This is a genomic window from Spirosoma taeanense (assembly GCF_013127955.1).
GTDB classification, from domain to species: domain Bacteria; phylum Bacteroidota; class Bacteroidia; order Cytophagales; family Spirosomataceae; genus Spirosoma; species Spirosoma taeanense.
The window spans coordinates 2,048,097-2,065,381 of the sequence record NZ_CP053435.1; the positions used below are offsets into that span (position 1 = coordinate 2,048,097).

Annotated in this window: 14 protein-coding genes and 1 pseudogene; 7 read left to right on the forward strand and 8 right to left on the reverse strand. The window is 52.2% G+C overall.

Annotation, left to right across the window (positions count from 1 at the left end; genetic code table 11):
- Positions 1 to 12 precede the first annotated feature (12 nt).
- Positions 13 to 1,080 (reverse strand): sensor histidine kinase, encoded by a 1,068-nt coding sequence (locus tag HNV11_RS08690; RefSeq protein WP_205402748.1) that lies wholly within the window; start codon positions 1,078 to 1,080, stop codon positions 13 to 15.
- A gap of 219 nt (positions 1,081 to 1,299) precedes the next feature.
- On the opposite strand from HNV11_RS08690, the gene HNV11_RS08695 reads away from it, so the two are divergent.
- On the forward strand, positions 1,300 to 1,935 hold the full coding sequence (locus HNV11_RS08695; protein WP_171739293.1) for a dioxygenase family protein: 636 nt from the start codon (positions 1,300 to 1,302) through the stop codon (positions 1,933 to 1,935).
- 80 nt (positions 1,936 to 2,015) lie between these two features.
- Here the strand turns inward: HNV11_RS08695 and HNV11_RS08700 are convergent, their stop codons facing one another.
- The gene (locus HNV11_RS08700) at positions 2,016 to 2,741 is read right to left on the reverse strand and encodes an NrtR DNA-binding winged helix domain-containing protein (RefSeq protein ID WP_171739294.1); all 726 of its coding nucleotides are present in this window, start codon (positions 2,739 to 2,741) and stop codon (positions 2,016 to 2,018) included.
- A 301-nt stretch (positions 2,742 to 3,042) separates the two neighbouring features.
- Between HNV11_RS08700 and HNV11_RS08705 the strand changes: the two genes are divergently transcribed.
- The 3 genes and pseudogenes from HNV11_RS08705 to HNV11_RS24265 all read left to right on the forward strand — a co-directional run bounded on the left by HNV11_RS08705 (position 3,043) and on the right by HNV11_RS24265 (position 7,960).
- Positions 3,043 to 6,513 carry a ThuA domain-containing protein gene (locus HNV11_RS08705; RefSeq protein WP_240163860.1) on the forward strand — a complete coding sequence of 1,157 codons (3,471 nt, stop codon included), beginning with the start codon at positions 3,043 to 3,045 and terminating at the stop codon, positions 6,511 to 6,513.
- Positions 6,514 to 6,571: 58 nt separating this feature from the next.
- Entirely contained in the window at positions 6,572 to 6,949 is a 378-nt protein-coding gene (locus HNV11_RS08710) for a hypothetical protein (protein WP_171739295.1), read from the forward strand.
- 285 nt (positions 6,950 to 7,234) lie between these two features.
- Positions 7,235 to 7,960: pseudogene (locus HNV11_RS24265) on the forward strand (transposase).
- A 402-nt stretch (positions 7,961 to 8,362) separates the two neighbouring features.
- On the opposite strand, the gene HNV11_RS08720 reads toward HNV11_RS24265, so the two are convergent.
- From HNV11_RS08720 to HNV11_RS08740, 5 genes are all read right to left on the reverse strand, one after another.
- Positions 8,363 to 8,911: a DoxX family protein gene (locus tag HNV11_RS08720; protein ID WP_205402749.1), complete on the reverse strand. Its 549-nt coding sequence runs from the start codon at positions 8,909 to 8,911 to the stop codon at positions 8,363 to 8,365.
- A 549-nt stretch (positions 8,912 to 9,460) separates the two neighbouring features.
- On the reverse strand, positions 9,461 to 10,618 hold the full coding sequence (locus HNV11_RS08725; protein ID WP_240163862.1) for an esterase: 1,158 nt from the start codon (positions 10,616 to 10,618) through the stop codon (positions 9,461 to 9,463).
- Positions 10,619 to 10,634: 16 nt separating this feature from the next.
- On the reverse strand, positions 10,635 to 11,093 hold the full coding sequence (locus HNV11_RS08730; protein WP_240163864.1) for a DUF3237 domain-containing protein: 459 nt from the start codon (positions 11,091 to 11,093) through the stop codon (positions 10,635 to 10,637).
- A gap of 23 nt (positions 11,094 to 11,116) precedes the next feature.
- On the reverse strand, positions 11,117 to 12,022 hold the full coding sequence (locus HNV11_RS08735; protein ID WP_171739297.1) for an alpha/beta hydrolase: 906 nt from the start codon (positions 12,020 to 12,022) through the stop codon (positions 11,117 to 11,119).
- 7 nt (positions 12,023 to 12,029) lie between these two features.
- Positions 12,030 to 13,283, reverse strand: a complete 1,254-nt coding sequence (locus tag HNV11_RS08740) for a flavin-dependent oxidoreductase (RefSeq protein ID WP_171739298.1) — start codon at positions 13,281 to 13,283, stop codon at positions 12,030 to 12,032.
- A gap of 131 nt (positions 13,284 to 13,414) precedes the next feature.
- On the opposite strand from HNV11_RS08740, the gene HNV11_RS08745 reads away from it, so the two are divergent.
- Positions 13,415 to 14,305, forward strand: coding sequence for a LysR family transcriptional regulator (locus HNV11_RS08745; protein ID WP_171739299.1), 891 nt, complete (start codon positions 13,415 to 13,417; stop codon positions 14,303 to 14,305).
- 20 nt (positions 14,306 to 14,325) lie between these two features.
- Here the strand turns inward: HNV11_RS08745 and HNV11_RS08750 are convergent, their stop codons facing one another.
- A complete protein-coding gene (locus tag HNV11_RS08750; RefSeq protein ID WP_171739300.1) occupies positions 14,326 to 15,099 on the reverse strand; it encodes an NUDIX hydrolase in 774 nt (257 codons plus the stop codon).
- 224 nt (positions 15,100 to 15,323) lie between these two features.
- On the opposite strand from HNV11_RS08750, the gene HNV11_RS08755 reads away from it, so the two are divergent.
- Both HNV11_RS08755 and HNV11_RS08760 read left to right on the forward strand, forming a co-directional pair.
- Positions 15,324 to 16,172: a ThuA domain-containing protein gene (locus HNV11_RS08755; protein WP_171739301.1), complete on the forward strand. Its 849-nt coding sequence runs from the start codon at positions 15,324 to 15,326 to the stop codon at positions 16,170 to 16,172.
- Between the two features lie 40 nt (positions 16,173 to 16,212).
- A complete protein-coding gene (locus HNV11_RS08760; RefSeq protein ID WP_171739302.1) occupies positions 16,213 to 17,238 on the forward strand; it encodes a sugar phosphate isomerase/epimerase family protein in 1,026 nt (341 codons plus the stop codon).
- Positions 17,239 to 17,285: the final 47 nt, after the last annotated feature.

The following is a 17,285-nucleotide window of genomic DNA, read 5'->3' on the forward strand; positions in this document are numbered from 1 at the left end:
AAAACCATCCAGTCAATTGTTCAGCGAAATGTATAGAGACGCCCGGTAGGTTTGCGGCTTTTCTTCGATTTGGAGCGAATAGCGGCCGGGGTAGAGCAGTTCCAATCGTTTCCTGAGGTTAACCAGTCCAATTCCGCCGTTTTTACGGTTTGGAATCGTCGCTGGCTTAGTGTTCTCAACGGTCATCGACAAGGCCGAGTGATCCAGCGTCAGCGTGCCGCGCAGCCAGGCCTCGCCCGTTCGTTTGCCCACGCCATGCTTAAAGGCGTTTTCGACCAACGGTAGTAGTAAAAGTGGCGCTATCTGCTGGCCGTTTGGCTGCCCGTTGATATCCAGCGTAATGGCTGAATGATCGCCACACCGGATGCGCTCCAGTTCGATGTAGTTCTGTAAATAGCTGATTTCTTTTTCGAGCGGCACGCGGGCATCATCGCTGTCGTAGAGCATGTACTCCATCATGTCCGATAGTTTAAGGACCATATCCGGCGCCAGATCCGATTTTTTGAGCGTTAACGCATACAGATTATTGAGGATGTTGAACAGGAAATGCGGGTTCACCTGCGACCGCAGAAAATTCACTTCGGCCTGTAGTTTCTCGACCGCAATCTTCTGCAGCAGGCGCTGTTGTTCATACCAGTCGATGCTGAGCTTCAGGGGCACCATCAGGCCCAGATACCAGAGCGTGCTGAAGAAATTGTACGACAGGGTTTCAAGCCAGTCCTGGTTAAACGTGGGCGCAATCACGAAGCCGTACAGGATAAAATCATAAAACGCCTGAACGAGCAGATACCCCAGAATGGACAGGAGCACCAGACCGAAATAGCGAACGTAACGGCCCGCGAGCAGGTAACGGGGTAAAAAGTAGTGCAGATTAAGATACGCAATGGCCATCAGCAGGACGACCCGGACGATTACGCAGGCGGCAAAAAACGGCAATCCTGCCTTATAAATGAGATACCGCTTCTCATAGAGAAAAAAGCCGGTAATCAGCACCCAATAGGCAGTATGCACCAGCGCGTATTTAACCGTAATGGTGCGGTTCGAAAGGGGAATGGTTATACGTCGGTCCAGGAAATCCACGGCGGAATCTGTTCTAATCCGGTGTAAATGAACAGAAAAGCCGAATGTCCTGAAAATTATTTCGACCAACGACCAAAAAAGTAGAGGAAGGAAATAAGCCCTTGTAACTCGTCTATTTTCCGGGTTGTTGGTCTACTATTTTTTGGCAGGAGAATCGCTCGTTGTTGCTTTGTTCAGGCGTTGAACAGAAGGCCCAAAACCCGTTAACCAGCTCTAGTCATGAAACCTCAGGTCTTTATTCTGCTGATTGCCGTCACCGTCCGAAGCCTGCCCGCATTTGGTCAGGCTAAAACGGTGGGAGGCCCCTGCGAAGGCTGCGAAGCAATCTACGAAAGTCCGGTCCCGTTCGACAAGCTGGACATGTTCGTGAAGTTGCCCGATGCCAACTGGGCAGGCCAGAAGCCGATTGGCATCAATGGGATTGTGTATAAGGCCGATGGTAAAACGCCGGCTCCGGGCGTCGTTCTATACATCTACCATACCGACCAGACGGGCCATTACACGCCCAAAGCAGATGCTCGAGGATGGGGACGGCGACACGGACAGTTACGGGGCTGGATGCGTACGGACGAAAAAGGGGCTTACAAGTTCGTTACCCTCCGGCCCGCTCCGTATCCCGGCCGTACCGACCCGGCTCATATTCACATTACGGTGAAAGAACCGGGTATCAACGAGTATTACATCGACGAATATCTATTCGCCGACGATCCGCTGCTTACGTCCGGGAAACGCCAGAAATTGGAGAACCGGGGTGGGAGCGGGATCTTGACTTTAAAAGACGTCGGGAATATGTTCAAAGCCGAGCGGCATATCTACCTCGGCAAAAACATTCCGAATTACCCCAGGGAGCAGTAAGCTTGCCGCATTGTGGAATAGAGAAATGTAATCATGCCGCTTCCAGTTGCGGCACTGGAAGCCGGGGGCGCAATCCCCGATTATCTCAGGAAGCGATACAGGTAAGGGGCCTTGTTGGCGGCACCCGTAAATTTCTTCTCAAGTCGCTCCAATACGTTCAGGTCCAGAATCTTTTTCTGGAAATTATTACGGGCAAACGGCTTTTCGTAAATGGCTTCGTACAACTCCTGCACCTCCTTCATCGTAAAGGTTTCCGGCAGCAGATTAAAGGCCATCAGCTTCTGGTCGAGGTGTAGCCGTAAAGTTTCGAGGGCATTTTCAATAATCTCGTTATGGTCCATGATCAACGTGGGCAGGTGCCTGATGTTATACCAGTCAACGGATGCATCAATGTCGCTTTTCTGGGGGTTGACCTTGTTGATATCGACCAGGGCATAATAGCCAATGGAGATAAATCGCCGGGTAACCCAGTCAAACTCCTTCCGGTTGAGTTGCTTATCGCCTAATTCAGTCCGGTTTAGCTCAATCAGCCGCTCCAGAAACGAACGATTGCTTCGCCCGGTATCACCAAACACCCTGAACTGCTCGAGGTATATGTCCTTGATACCGGTTCGTCCTTCCAGAATCCGGCGGGCAGCCTCGTCAATGCTTTCATGCTGATAAATGAAGCCAGCGGGCAATGCCCAGAAATCACCTTTGAAAATCAGCTTGGGCACTAATACCTTAAGTTGTTTTTCCTGATACCCAAAAATGACGCAATCAATCGAAAGCTGCTGAATGTAATCCTGTTCACTGGGTGATTGCATAACGTATTAAATAAGCCGGCAAACAGATTGTTTGCTTACCGCGAATGAAACGGATGAATGCCCTCCTCATTAGCGAATCATCTATCCAAAATTACTCCTTTCGCCAATCTTCCCGGCCCGGCCTTATTCCGGTGTTGTCCGAACCCATGGTCAATGGCACCTCAAGGAGAAATCGGGAAAGCGCTACTAAAAGCTCAATAAGAATTATTACCCTGCAAATATAGAGTTAGATAAAATTTATTGTCTATAAAAAAGACAATGAAAAGAAATACCAGTACATTTGCTTATCAATCGTTTCCCAATGGTTCCTAAAATGAAAGTCAACCGCCTGTTACCCAGTCTCTTTTTGTGGAGCTTATGGCTCGCTTCCCTATCGCTGCGCGCCCAGTCACCCCAGTCACCTAAAATCAACGTACTTGTCTTTAGCAAGACGGCCGCCTTCCGGCACCAGTCGATCGAAGCGGGCAGGAAGGCACTGGCTAAAATGGCGTCGGAGAAAGGCTTTGGCGTAACGTTCACGGAAGATGCAACACTTTTTCAGGAGCCGAATCTGAAGAAATATAACACGGTCGTTTTTCTGAACACCACGGGCGATATTCTCAACAACGAGCAGCAATCGTCGTTCGAGCGCTATATCCAGGCGGGTGGTGGTTACGTGGGTATCCATGCCGCCACCGATACCGAATATGAATGGCCCTGGTATGGCAAACTGGCAGGTGCCTATTTTCTCGACCACCCGATGCCCAACAACGTACAGAAGGGCAAATTCATCGTCACTCTGAAAAACCACTGGGCTACCAAAGGGATGCCCGACGAGTTTGAGCGCTCCGATGAATTTTACAGCTTCAAGAATATCTCGCCGAAGATTACTCCTGTCCTGGCCATTGATGAAAAAACGTATCAGGGCGGGAAAAACCCTGATTTCCACCCCATGAGTTGGTTTCAGGAATTTGACGGTGGCCGGGCGTTCTACACGGCCATGGGTCACACGGACGAAACCTTCTCGGAGCCCCTGTTTCTCAATCACCTGTGGGCCGGCATCAACTACACGATCGGTGGCGATAGCCCAAAATCGCTGGATTTCTCGAAAGCCCGGCCGGAAGAAAACCGGTTCAACAAAGCAGTGCTGGCCGAGAAACTCGACGAACCCATGGAGCTAAGCGTACTGGGTGACGGACGTATCCTGTTCATTCAGCGTAAAGGCGAGGTTCGGCTGTATAACACCAATACCAAAGAACTGAAAACGATCGCCAAGCTTCCCGTCAGCATTAAGTATGTCAGCAAGGAAGGTAAGGAATCGATGGGCGAAGACGGGCTCCTGGGTCTGAACAAAGACCCTAATTTCGCGCAGAACCACTGGATTTATCTGTACTATTCAGATCCGAACGAATCGAAGAACGTCCTGGCTCGCTTCGAGCTAAAAGGCGATGAACTGGACATGGCCTCTAAAAAGGTCATGCTTGACGTGCCGACCCAGCGCGAGGAGTGCTGCCATACAGGCGGCTCGATTGCCTGGGACCGTCAGGGCAACCTGTACCTGTCGACAGGCGACAATACGAACCCCCACGGCTCCAATGGCTATAGCCCAAGCGACGAGCGGGAAGGCCGCAGCGCCTGGGACGCTCAGAAGTCGTCGGCCAATACGAACGATCTGCGCGGTAAAATCATCCGCATCAAACCCCAGCCCGACGGTACGTACACGATTCCAGAAGGCAACCTGTTCGCCAAGGGCACTCCGCAGACCCGGCCGGAAATTTATACCATGGGACACCGCAACCCGTTCCGTATCTCGGTCGATCAGAAAACGGGTAATTTGTACTGGGGCGAGGTTGGTCCTGATGCCGCTAAGCCCGACGACAACCGGGGCCCGGCTGGTCACGACGAAGTCGGACAGGCCCGTAAAGCGGGTAACTTCGGCTGGCCGCATTTCGTCGGGGATAACAAAGCCTATAATAAATACGATTTTACGGCCAGTAAGTCCGGGGAAAAGTGGGATGTAAACGCGCCGACCAACACCTCGCCCAACAACACCGGTCTGAAGGTGCTCCCCCCGGCTCAGAAAGCGTTTATCTGGTATCCGTATGATGCCTCGCCCGAGTTTCCGCTGGTAGGTGCCGGTGGACGTAACGCCATGGCGGGGCCGGTTTTTTACGCCGATGCCTTTACAGGCGCACCCCACGCGTTTCCGAACTACTACGACGGTAAACTCCTGACCTACGACTGGATGCGCGGCTGGATTATGGCCGTTACGATGGATAAGGATGGTAACTTTCAGTCGATGGAGCGCTTCATGCCGAGCTATAAATTCAGCAACCCCATGGATATGGAGTTTGCTGATAACGGTGACCTCTATATGCTCGAATACGGCTCCGGCTGGTTCTCCGCGAATGACGACGCCAGACTGATCCGTATCGAATACAACGGTGGGAACCGTAAACCGCAGCTTCAGGTGGCCGCGAACAAGATGGGTGGCTCGGCTCCGCTCAATCTGAAACTTTCGGCAGCCGGTACGGCCGACGCCGACGGCGATGCGCTGACCTACTCCTGGAAAATCGCGTCCAAAAACGGCTTCAACAAAGTCGTTAACGCGCCCGACGCAGCTCTGACCCTGGCCAAAGCAGGCGTTTATAAAGCGACCCTGACGGTCAACGACGGCAAAGGCGGCATCGCTACGCAGTCGATGGATATTACGGTGGGTAACGAAGCTCCCGTTCTGACGATGGATATGCCTGGTGGCAACAAGTCGTTTTACGTACCGAATAAGCCGTTCCGCTACGACGTAAAGGTGAGCGATAAAGAAGACGGCAGCCTGGGCAAAGGGATCGATCCGGAGCAGGTAGCGGTCAACATTGACTATCTGCCAGAAGGATACGATCAGGTAGCCATCGCGCAGGGACACCGCTCGGCCGATGCCAGTGTACTCACCGCAACGGGTAAAAAACTGCTCGAAGCCAGCGATTGTAAAGCCTGCCACAGCATCGCTAAAAAGTCGATTGGCCCCGCATACGTTGACGTAGCCAAGAAATACAGGAATGACAACACAGCCCTGGAGCGGCTGACCAAAAAAGTCATTACGGGTGGCGCGGGTGTCTGGGGCGAAACGCCAATGTCGGCCCACCCACAGCTTTCGGCTGCCGATGCCTCGGAGATGGTTAAGTACGTTCTGAGCCTATCCAGCGAAGCCGCCAATGCGAATTCGTTGCCGGCAAAGGGAAGCTATACGGCCAAACTACCGGCGGGCGACAAAGGTAAAGGCGTCTATGTGGTGCGGGCTTCCTACGCCGACAAAGGCGCTAAGGGACTGCCTTCGCTGAAATCGGAACAGACGTTCGTGTTGCGCAACGCCAAAGCAGACGCCCATGCCTTTGACGTGTACGACAACATCAATAAAATGTCGTTCGGGGGTAATAACCTGGCTATTCCCAGCAAGTCAGGTGCTTACATGGTCATGAAGCAGGTGGATCTGACCGGCATCAGCGAGTTTCGGGTGATGGCTACGGCCCCCAGGCCCCAGCTAAACGCCAAAGGAGGCAAGGTTGAGGTGCGATTGGATAGCCCAACGGGTAAGCTTTGGGGGGAATCTGCCTTCCTGGAGCCTTCCGATAAAATGGATTTCAAACCCTCTGTGTTAGCGGTTCCGATTAAGCAGCCTGCTCCGTCAGATGGCAAACCGCATGATGTGTACCTGATATTCACCAATCCAAAGGAGGCTTCCGGCAGCTTAATGGTGGTGATGGGCGTTGAAGCCGTACTAAATTCGGAAACTGAGTAAATACAATTAAATAAGCAATTCAATCTTAACCAATAAGTCACCTCAAATCTTATACCATATGAAAAAAGTAAGTATGCTGCTTGTCTTCGTCCTGCTAAGCGTTGCCTTTAGCGGCTTTTCGCAAACAACTCCACCCACCGACTTTTTCGCTGGAAAATGGGAAATCAACATCGTCGGAACGCCTAACGGGGACGTAAAACTCGTGACGGATCTGGTTCGCAAAGACGGTAAACTGACTGGCGAACTGGTCGATCCGGTTGATAATACCAAACCCAAAATGCCCATCACCAAAGTAGTTGAAGACGGCAATAAAGTGGCGATCTACTTTGAGTCGTCGCAGGCGGGTGAGCTTTCCATTGACCTGACGAAAGTGGACGATGACAACCTTAAAGGCTCGGTTTATAACTTCGATACGACCGCCAAACGGATTAAATAGCGTGAATTATGGATGAAGGTGTTTGTGAGCTGGCACCACCACAATTGAAGGCTTTTGCTCGTAAAAACACTACGCAATTAGCTCCGACAAGACGTTGATCGGCTGTTGAAGACACTCTGACGCCGAGTGGCCCGCCGTTGCGGTTAGCTTTACATCAAACACTAATGTGAGCAGGTAATTAACTAATCTAAGTTGTATGAAAGCTGTTTAATACAAGCACAAAAAAGACATAGCGTAGAGCAGGCGTACCTTTGAAGTGCGAAAACAACGATAACCCGCTCTGGCTTGTCTGAAAAAGTGCTGGCAATTTACTGCTTTCTGGATGACTTTTTTCTGGAAACCAAGCCTCGGCAATGCTCTACATGGCCGACAAGCAGGGTGTTCTCATGCTCGAAAAGTCAGCCTTCAATCGGCACCTGCATCGGTTGGCTCACACGCTGCAGGTGTTGTTATATTATCTGGCCGACTTTTTCAAAGCCCTTAACCTCAGCGGCCAGTACTTGATCGACTCCTTCCCGGTAGCCGTCTGTGACAACATTCGCATTGGCCGCTCGCGGCTGGTGGAGGGCCAGGAGTATCGAGCCAAAATTGCCTCCAAACGGCGGTTCTTCTTTGGGTTCCGCATTCAACTCGTCACTACGGTGGACAAACAGCCCGTGCAATTTTTTTCTGTTGCCTGGCTCGTATGTAGACGTAACGGCTTTGCAAATGATGCATTTGGGGTTGCCTGTAGGCAGCGAGGTGTTTGGCGACGCGGGCTATACTGACTATGAGCAGGAAGCGTTTTATGCCGAGTGTGACCGGGGCGCCGGAGCGAGAGATCGATTTGCAGATTCAGCGGAAAAGCAACTGCAGGCGGCCTGACCAGGCTTGGCAAGCAGCTCACAAGAAAGCGTTGCGTCAACGGATTGAGCAGGCCTTAGTCAGATTACGATGCGCTTTCCCGAGAAGATTCATGCGGTTACCGAAGCGGGTTTTCTGATCAAGATCGTTTTGTTTCTGCTGGCATAGGCCCTTGAAACAAGCTTATAACATACAACTTAGATTAACTAATTCAATCAACCCACGCCGACGGTAGGTTTAACTTGTCAGCTAGCGGCATCAGTATCAGCTTCATCTTCTTCTGGAGACTGATAATGATGTGTAAGCCTTATTGACAGAAGCTAGCAAACCGCTCAGTCAGATAGCCGCACAGCGACCCGACTACTAAAGCAATATCTCTACAGGTCGGCTAGTAGATACGCCCCACAAGAGTTACCTATCTATCCTGTACCAGGCATTTTAGCGGTCAAACGCCGGCGAGAGACGTACTAACTCCCCATCCTTGTAATCCGTCAGCAGCCATACATGGATTTATTGAAAAATACCTCACATTAATGAATCGTGGCGCAGTAACCCCAGTAAAGTAGTCTTTTAAGCCGATTCTAAACTAGGCTCTACTGAGGACACTCGCTTAGGCAGGGTGCTGCGTAGGCTTTGTGGCTTAGCAACGATACGTGCTCCTGTCCAGGTTGATGCCACCACCATCCCTGCAGCTACCAGAATAATATCCTTAATAATGTATTGAGCCGTTAGGGTGGGGGCATGAAGAGGACCAGGAAACAGCTCCGTAGGGAAAATGAGTAGAGGTGACATAGCCCCAATCATCTGGGCAGCCATCAGCCATACTCCTACACGAAGGAATCTGCCGGTGATAAAACAAATCCCTATGGCAGTTTCTAAACCAGCTACAAAATTCATTGCATCGTGTCCTGACAGGATACCCAAGCTTAAGACTGTAGTTGTTCGAGTGGCTAAGTCTTCAATAGGACTAATGCCTGGGAAGAACTTCAACAGTCCGAATCCCAAAAAAACAAGACCCATACCAATACGTAAAAGAGCAATGCTATGGGCCACCAGCCAACGATTGATACTGGTGTCCAGACGGTCAAATCCGTCAAACAGGTTAGTTAAAGTTTTCATAGCTATAAGCGAACGTATATAGTATCTACGTGGAAAGAAGTAAAGTGGATTGATATAGGGCTGCAACAGCACAATACACCGGTTCGGACTACCCCACGAGTTTGCAAGACGCCCCTCTGTAGACGACGGTTCAAGGACAAGATATAGAGCAGACCGGGCTCATTGAGATGACAAGCAACCGTAAGTATAAGCCTCGTAAAGGCTCTATTACGTTTGGCTGGGGTTAAACAGTAAACGGGAAGGCGGTGAATACTCACCGCCTTCGTTCTTGAACTCCATTTGCTTTATACCACCTGTTGAAAAAGCGTTTAGCCAAGATGTGATAAACAGGGCAAATTTTTCCAACGCTGTGGGCAGCCTCACAACGGCAGGGTGACGCCAGGACGCCGTATATCCGTATTCAAAACTTCGATCGGGTACAGGCAGTGGTTAAATAAACATCTGGAACGGCTATGCTGGTTGTCGATGCATGAGATGAGGGGCTTTGGAGCGCGGTTAGCAGACTCCAAAGCCCCTCGTTTTTTACGATGTGAGCTAAATAAAGTTAGCTCAGCGAAATAGCAGGGGCGCAAACTGATATAGGTTCTGCCGCCAGGCCAGAAACGAGTGCCCACCCGGTACCTCCGTATACTGGTACTTAATGCCGTATTTGTCAAAAAGGGCCATTGTGTTCCTGTTGTTCTGATAAGCAATATCTTTTTCCCCACCCATAGCAATCCAGAAAAGCTTCCACTTGTTAATCTGTGGATTCTTCAGCACGGTTGTGGCATACTTGGTTTCCAGTTCGGTGAGTACCGGCGGGAAATAGCCCGTACTCAGCGGCAATACGTAGCTAAACAGCTCTGGATTCCACAGGGCAATGTTCATAGTCTGAATGCCACCCATAGATAAGCCCGCCAGCGCCCGGCCTTCGCGTCGGTTAGAAACGTTATAGTGCTGTTCGACGTACGGGATAATGTCCTTGATGAAATCCTTCGCGAAAGGGTCCTGATCCGGACCGGCTCCCATGGCTATGGCCGTACCCGGTACGTGTCCGGCGGGCATCACCACCAGCATCGGTTTCATCCTGCCTTCGGCCAGCAGATTGTCCAGAATGAAATTCGCCCGGCCAACCGTTGTCCACGATCCGTCGTTATCACCACCGCCATGCAGCAGGTACAGCACCGGCAGTTTATCCTTCATCGACGCATAGCCCGGTGGCGTGTATACGTGCATCCGGCGCGTAGTGCCCAGCGAAGACGACGGATACCAGACCAGTTCTATCTTGCCATGCGGTACGTTTTTTACGGCCAGATAATCAACTTCTTTGCCTGCCAGCTCGAAGAAATTCGATACGCCGTTCTGCGATTCCTTGAACCTCGGGTTCTTCGGGTCGAAGGTTTTAACCCCATCCACGACCATATCGTAGCTATACACGTTTGGGGTGAGTGGCCCTAACGCCAGCGACCAGACGCCATTTTCAGCTTTCGTGAGTTTCTGGGCCGGAAAGCCACCAGGAAAATCGCCCGAAACCGTTACGTCGGATGCTTTGGGTGCATATAGGTTGAGTTGCACCCGTCCGTCCGGCAAAAACTTAGGCGACACCAATGTATCGTTCGGGGTGTTGGTGCGAAATCCCGGCTGAGCCTGTGCAACCAGTGGAAAAACCATGCCAGCAGCGAGCAGGGCTTTCGGAAGAGAGGGTAAACGAAAGAAAAGGTGCTTCATGGGGTGAGACGATTGGTTATAGAAGTCTGTAAACACGGATCAGTACCTGGGATGGTTGCCGGATGCCCGTTGCAATAAACACGGACCGGGTCAGCCAGTCGTAGCGCGGATCGGCCGTTTCGAATACGGGTATGGAGCGAAAATAATAGTCGGATGGATCGACTAGCTCTCCTTTTGCCAGTCGCTGCATTACCTCGGGTGGGCCGTGGCGTAGCCCCTGATTGATGATGGTAATCAGGGAACCGTCGTGGGTTCTGAGCAAATACCGGGCTTCTACTTCGGTCACGCCGTCGGACCGACCAATCTGCCAATCATAGCCGCCAGCTACAATATGGCCCTGAATGGCCGGTCCTTCGAACGTGCCGCCTGTGATCGGAATCACCCGGCGGATACCTTTAGCTGTCTGCCCCATTTCCTCAATGGCGGCTACTTCAACGCGCAATTCGAACGCAAACTCCTGTAAAATGGGCTCCATCGTTACGTTTAGTTGGGCAACCGTTACGGAACCCTGGTTAAGAACCCGCCGAAGGCAAGCCACTCCCCAAAGCGCTCTATCCAGCTATCGACCGGCAGGTTTTGTTTACGCATACCGAAACCATGTCCCCCTTTGGCGTAACTATGCAGTTCGGCTCCTTTGCCGGCCGCTACCCAGTCGGTATAGAGCTGAATGGTGTTCGAGGCCGGCACCAGCTGGTCGTCGGTGGCGGTCACGGCAAACAGGGGAGGGGCATCGGTCGGAACGGCTGTTTTGTCCAGCGCGCCCATATAGGCATAAATTGGCGCGACAAAAGCCGGACGGTTTGTGGGCGTATAACTGAACGCAACCCCCGCCGTTACGGTCCCACCCGCTGAGAAGCCCATGATGCCGATGCGGTTTGGGTTAACGCCAAACTCAGCGGCATGTTCCCGAACATAGTCAATGGCTTTCCGCCCATCGGCAATCGCCAGTGGAACGACGGGCGCATTCTCCGCATCCAGCTTTTTAAAGTCGCGCAGCTTCGGCAGCAGTTCGGCAACGGGGTCATCGGTCAGGCTGTGAGCCAGGCGGTATTTAAGCACAAATGCGGCTACGCCTTTAGCGTTCAGCCATTTCGCCACGTCGATTCCTTCGCTGTCAATGGACAGGGTGTGAAACGCACCACCCGGACAGATAATAACCGCCGTACCGTTGGCATTGGCCCGGTCGGGTAGATAAGCCGTAATCGAGGGGCTGGTCACGTTATAGACCACTCGCGTATTGAACATATTCTTAGTATTCTCTTTTTCGGGCCAGTCCCAGGTTTCGGAACCGGGCGCTTTGCCAGAATACAGCGGAATCACCTGCTGGGCCTGGGCGGCTGATGCGCACAGCAGCAAACAGCTGAGAGTTTTCTTGAGAAGGGTCATGCTGGGAAGGGATGTCATGGCGAAATCAGGGCTTCGATTCTAGTTTCTGGTTCAGGGTTTCTTTATCAAATCCCGCGATCTGGCGGTAACGGTCCATCACGGCTTTCAGCTCCTCGTGGGGAATGGCATCATCGGGATTCTGAAAACCATCCGGCGCGGCCTCCTCCATCATATCCATAATCTGGTCGGGGCCTTTCTGGCGGTTTTGCAGCACCACCTGCGTGGTGGCCGGCAGACGTTCCCGTTCATACCGTTCGAGGGCCCGGCTTACGTCCGTCTCCTCTGCCAGCGCTCCGGCTAAGGCTTCGGCATCCAGAATCGCCTGGGAAGCCCCGTTGGAGCCGATGGGATACATGGGATGGGCGGCATCGCCCAGCAGGGTTACGCGGCCATACGTCCAGCGCTTCAGCGGGTCGCGGTCCGACATCGGAAATTCGTACACCGCCCCGGCACCGGCTATCATGGCGGGTACGTCGAGCCAGTCGAATTGCCAGCTTTTGTAGATTTCGACCAGACGGTTCTGGTCGGCCTGCCGGTTCCAGTCGCGCACAGTGATTAGGGTATCATCCCCTTCATAGAGATTGGCTACCCAATTGATGAGCTGCTGACCGGACTCGTCGGCTTCGCGAATAGGGTAGACTACCATCTTCTGCTTCAGATGGCCAATCATGACCATCGAACGACCCGTCAGGAAAGACGTCATCCGGGTGGTGCCCCGGTAGAGTACGTTGCCCGAAAAACGGGGGCCTGCCTCCTGCGGGTAAAGCTGTCCACGCACGACCGAATGAATACCGTCGCAGCCGATGAGCGCATCGCCTTCTTCCTGAGCAATGACTTCACCCGTTGTCCGGTTTACAAAAGTCGCCTTAACGCCCCGCTCCGTTTGCTCAAAATGGGCCAGATGATGATCTGCCAGAACGGCATCCGGACCAATTACCTGCTGAACGTGTTGATACAGTAGCCACTGGAAATCGCCCCGGTGAATTGAAAACTGCGGCCAGTGGTAGCCCGCATGCCGCCCGCGCGGCTCCTGCCAGAAGAGCTGACCGTGTTTATTGAAATAGCGGAGGTCCTGGGTCTCGATAGCGATCTGGGCCAGATGATCCGCCAACCCTAAGTTGGTCAGCACCCGCACGCTATGGGGCAACAGATTGATGCCTACACCCAGCGGTCTTATCTCTTTCGCCGACTCATATACCCGCACCGAAACGCCAGCCCTGTGCAGGCTGAGCGCCGTGGTTAATCCGCCTATTCCTCCGCCAATGATGAGTACCTGCATGCGTTTCCAAAGATGACACTGGCTTATCTGCCAGCGGCTGACCAGTAGTGCGCTTACAAAAAGATAATGTATTGGGGATATTGTCCAATCGTATTTTCTTACATTGTGATAAGAATAGCTTATCAGCCTGTATGGAATTACGTCAGCTACGATACTTTGTCGAAATAGCTCAGGAGTTGCATTACCGAAAAGCGGCCAATCGGCTTTTTATTTCGCAGCCCGCCCTGAGTCAGCAAATTCAACTATTGGAAGATGAGCTGGGTGTCGATTTATTCGTCCGGAGCCGACGTACCATTCAACGGAAGGTTGAGCTGACCGAAGCTGGTAAAGTGCTTCTGCGCGAAGCAAAGCAGATTTTGCAGCTAAGCCAGCAGGCTATCGAAGTGACCCGGCAGGCGGGCCTCGAAGGGCCTATCCGGATGGGTGTTTTCAAAACGCTGCTGCGCAGTCGGATTCTGAACGTAATGAATCTGCTGGCGGAGCGATTACCCCAGGCCAAAGTTAAATTAATCGAACTGCCATCGTTCCTGAGTGTACAGCAGGCCCTGTTAGAAAGCACAATTGATCTGGGACTGACCGTGCTGCCTCTGCAGTATCCGCAGCTTACGGCCGTGCCCTTTGCCCGTGGGAATATCGCTGTTCTGCTGCCGCAGCAACACACCTTGGCAAAGGAGACCTCTCTTACGCTTGCCCAGTTGCAGAACGAAGACTGGGTGGAGATTCCCCCACCGCTCAATCCGGTTTATGAAGCAGTCGAAGCGCTGTGTCAGCAAGCCGGTTTTGCGCGCACGATCATTCAGGAAGTCAACTCGCTGGAGCTCCTGGCCGATTTAGTGCAGCTGAACAAGGGGATCGCGCTTATTCCGTCGCATTTCGATGTGAGTCAACTGGCCGGGGTTGTGCCGGTACCCCTTGTCGACAGTGGGCGACAGGCATATCCGGAACTGGACCTTCAGCACGTAGTAGCCTTTCTGTCGGGCAGCCGGTTGCCCGCTGTGCTGGCGTTCGGGCAGCCTTCGTAAACCCGGCTGACAATACGCGCCTAGATAATGAACATGCGCTCCTCAGCCAAGGCATTCTGGTAGCTGGCCATGTCAAACCGATACAGGTAAGGCGCTTTATGGGCACCAATTGCTTTACGTTCCTCCAGCCGCTCCAGGATGCCGTAGCCTAACATCCGCTTCTGAAAATTCCGGCGGTCCAGCGGCTGGCCGAGAATCGTTTCGTACAACTGCTGCAACTGCGGCATCGTGAACTTGTCGGGGAGCAGGTTATACCCGATGGGCTGGTAGCTCAACTGGCGACGTAACGTCTTTAAGGCCAGCGTAATCATTTCGTTATGGTCAAAGAGTAGCCTGGGTACTTCGTCAATGCTACACCAGCGGATTTCCTGGGTTAACAGATCGGGGCTGGGTTTCACCTTAGTGTACTCGACCAGCGCATAATATCCCACCGACACATCCCGGCCCGGCAGTCCTTCTAAATCCTCGGGCGACAACCCAAGTCTGTCCAGCGTTTCCTCTATGGCGTAATACGTATTCCGAATGACGTTGCCGAAGGTGTGAAACTGTTGCAGAAACACTTCGCCCAGGCCGGTTCGCTCCCGCAGGTTCCGATAAGCGGCATCATCCAGGTTTTCATTCAGTCGAACCCGGCCACCGGGCAATAGCCAGTCATGGATGCCTTCCCACTGGAGCAGCAATACTTTTAACTGCCCTTCGTGAAAACCGAATATAACAAAGTCCATTGATACTGAGGGGAGATAGCCTGTCTTTAGCTCCTGAATGAACTGCTTTAACCGTTCTTTGTACTCCATGGAGCAATAATAAGAAAATTTTTAGTGTGTCCGTTGTACACAATAGGTTTTCGATGTATCATTGTGTTCAAAATACACAACGAAATGAAGCTCTATGCTTCCCATCCCTGTTTACCCCATCACCGTTCAGCTGTTTAATTAACACTAATCGCCACATGTCAGTCTAGTCAGGCGGGCCTGTAGACTTGTCGTCCTCACTGTTCGCAAATCACTCATTAACCCTCATGAAAAAAGCGGTCAAAATTATTCTCTGGAGTGTGCTGAGCCTGGTACTGTTGGTAGTCCTGGCCGGTGCGGTGTTCTTCTACAAAATCCAGAACGGCTTTCCGGTGAGCTACGAAACCGAGAAGCCAGCGATTAACTTCCCTGCTAACCAGCCCGCCGTTCTGGTATTCTCAAAAACGACGGCCTTCCGGCACGGCGAATCCATCGAAGCCTCCAAACCGGTTTTTAAGCAAATAGGCGAACAGAACGGCTGGTTCGTGTACGAAACCGAAGAAGGCGGGGTGTTCAATCCTGAGCAGCTAAAGCGGTTCAAGGCCGTCATCTTCAATAATTCCACCGGTCGGGTACTGAATGATGAGCAGCAGCAGGCTCTTGGGCAGTACGTTGAAGCGGGCGGGTCGCTCATCGGCATTCATGGCGCGGGGGATAATTCGCATCACTGGTCCTGGTACGAGACCAATCTGCTGGGCACCCAGTTTTCTCATCACCCTATTGAACCGCACCTGCAAACCACCGACGTACACGTAGAGACGCAGGTCGATACCACCCTGACCCATAAGCTACCCCAGTCCTGGGCGCTTGAAGACGAATGGTACGTCTTTTTTCATCAGCCGAAAGGCGCTAAGGTGGTTTCGTACATCAACGGCGACCAGATTATTCCGAACGGCAACATACTCTGGACTAAGGATAAAAACTTCGGGATGGGTAAGTACCATCCGGTAGCCTGGTATCGGACCGTCGGCAAGGGCAAAACCTTTTATACATCCATGGGGCATAGTGCCAAAGTTTGGCAGGACGCCAACTTTGTGGAACTCGTAGAGAATGCCCTGCGGTGGAGCCTGCAATAAATTATTTCTTCAGAACCGTTTAAACAGCCAACTATACCCCATGACCCAGTCACGTCGCCAATTCTTAGGACAGCTCGGCCTGTCCGTTGCAGGCATCAGTGCAGCTTCCCTTCTCCCAACCCAAACTTTCGCGGATACGATGGCTAAAAAGCTCAGCTTTGACATTTCACTGGCCGAATTTTCGTTTGCCGGGGAACTGTATTCCGGCAAAATGACGAATATGGATTTTCCGGCCCGGGCCAAAAACGAGTTTGGCATCAACGTGCTGGAATACGTTTCTGGCTTTTTCAACAACAAACACACCGACCAGGCCTATCTTAAAGAGCTGAAGCAGCGCACGGACGATCTGGGCATGAAAAACAACCTCATCATGGTCGATGGGGCGAACATTGCCGATCTGGATGCTGCGAAACGTAAACAGGCCGTCGAAGCGCATCACGCCTGGGTGGATGCCGCCAAATATTTAGGCTGCACGGCCATTCGGGTGAACCTGGGCGATACGTCAAAAGCCATCTCCGGTGCTCCTGACGACCCGGCTGAGGAAGCCGCCAAAGCAGCCGCCGACGGGTATCACCAACTGCTCGAATATGCCGCCAAACAGAACATGAACGTCATTGTCGAGAATCACTTCGGCAACTCGACCGATATAGACTGGCTGGTTGGCGTTATGAAGCAGGTAAACATGCCCAACGCGGGACTGCTGCCCGACTTTGGCAACTTCTGCCGGCAGCGCAGCAAACCCGAAACCAACGACATAAAAGGGATTATGTCGACGAAGTGTATCCAGGAATACGACCGGTACGAAGGCGTGAAGAAGATGATGCCCTATGCGAAAGGTATCAGCGCCAAAACGCATAAGTTCGATGCGGCTGGTAACGAGACCGAAACCGATTTTCGCCGGATGTTCAGGATTATCAAGGACGCCGGTTTCCAGGGTTACGTAGGAATTGAATACGAAGGCGGGATAATGAGTATGTACAATCCAACGGGTGGTTACCTGTCCAGCAGTGAGGGGATCAAGGCCACAAAAACCTTACTCGAACGCGTACGTAAAGAACTCGCCTAAACTGGTACGTACGACCACAGGCTCGGTACGCACTTTTGCAATCATCT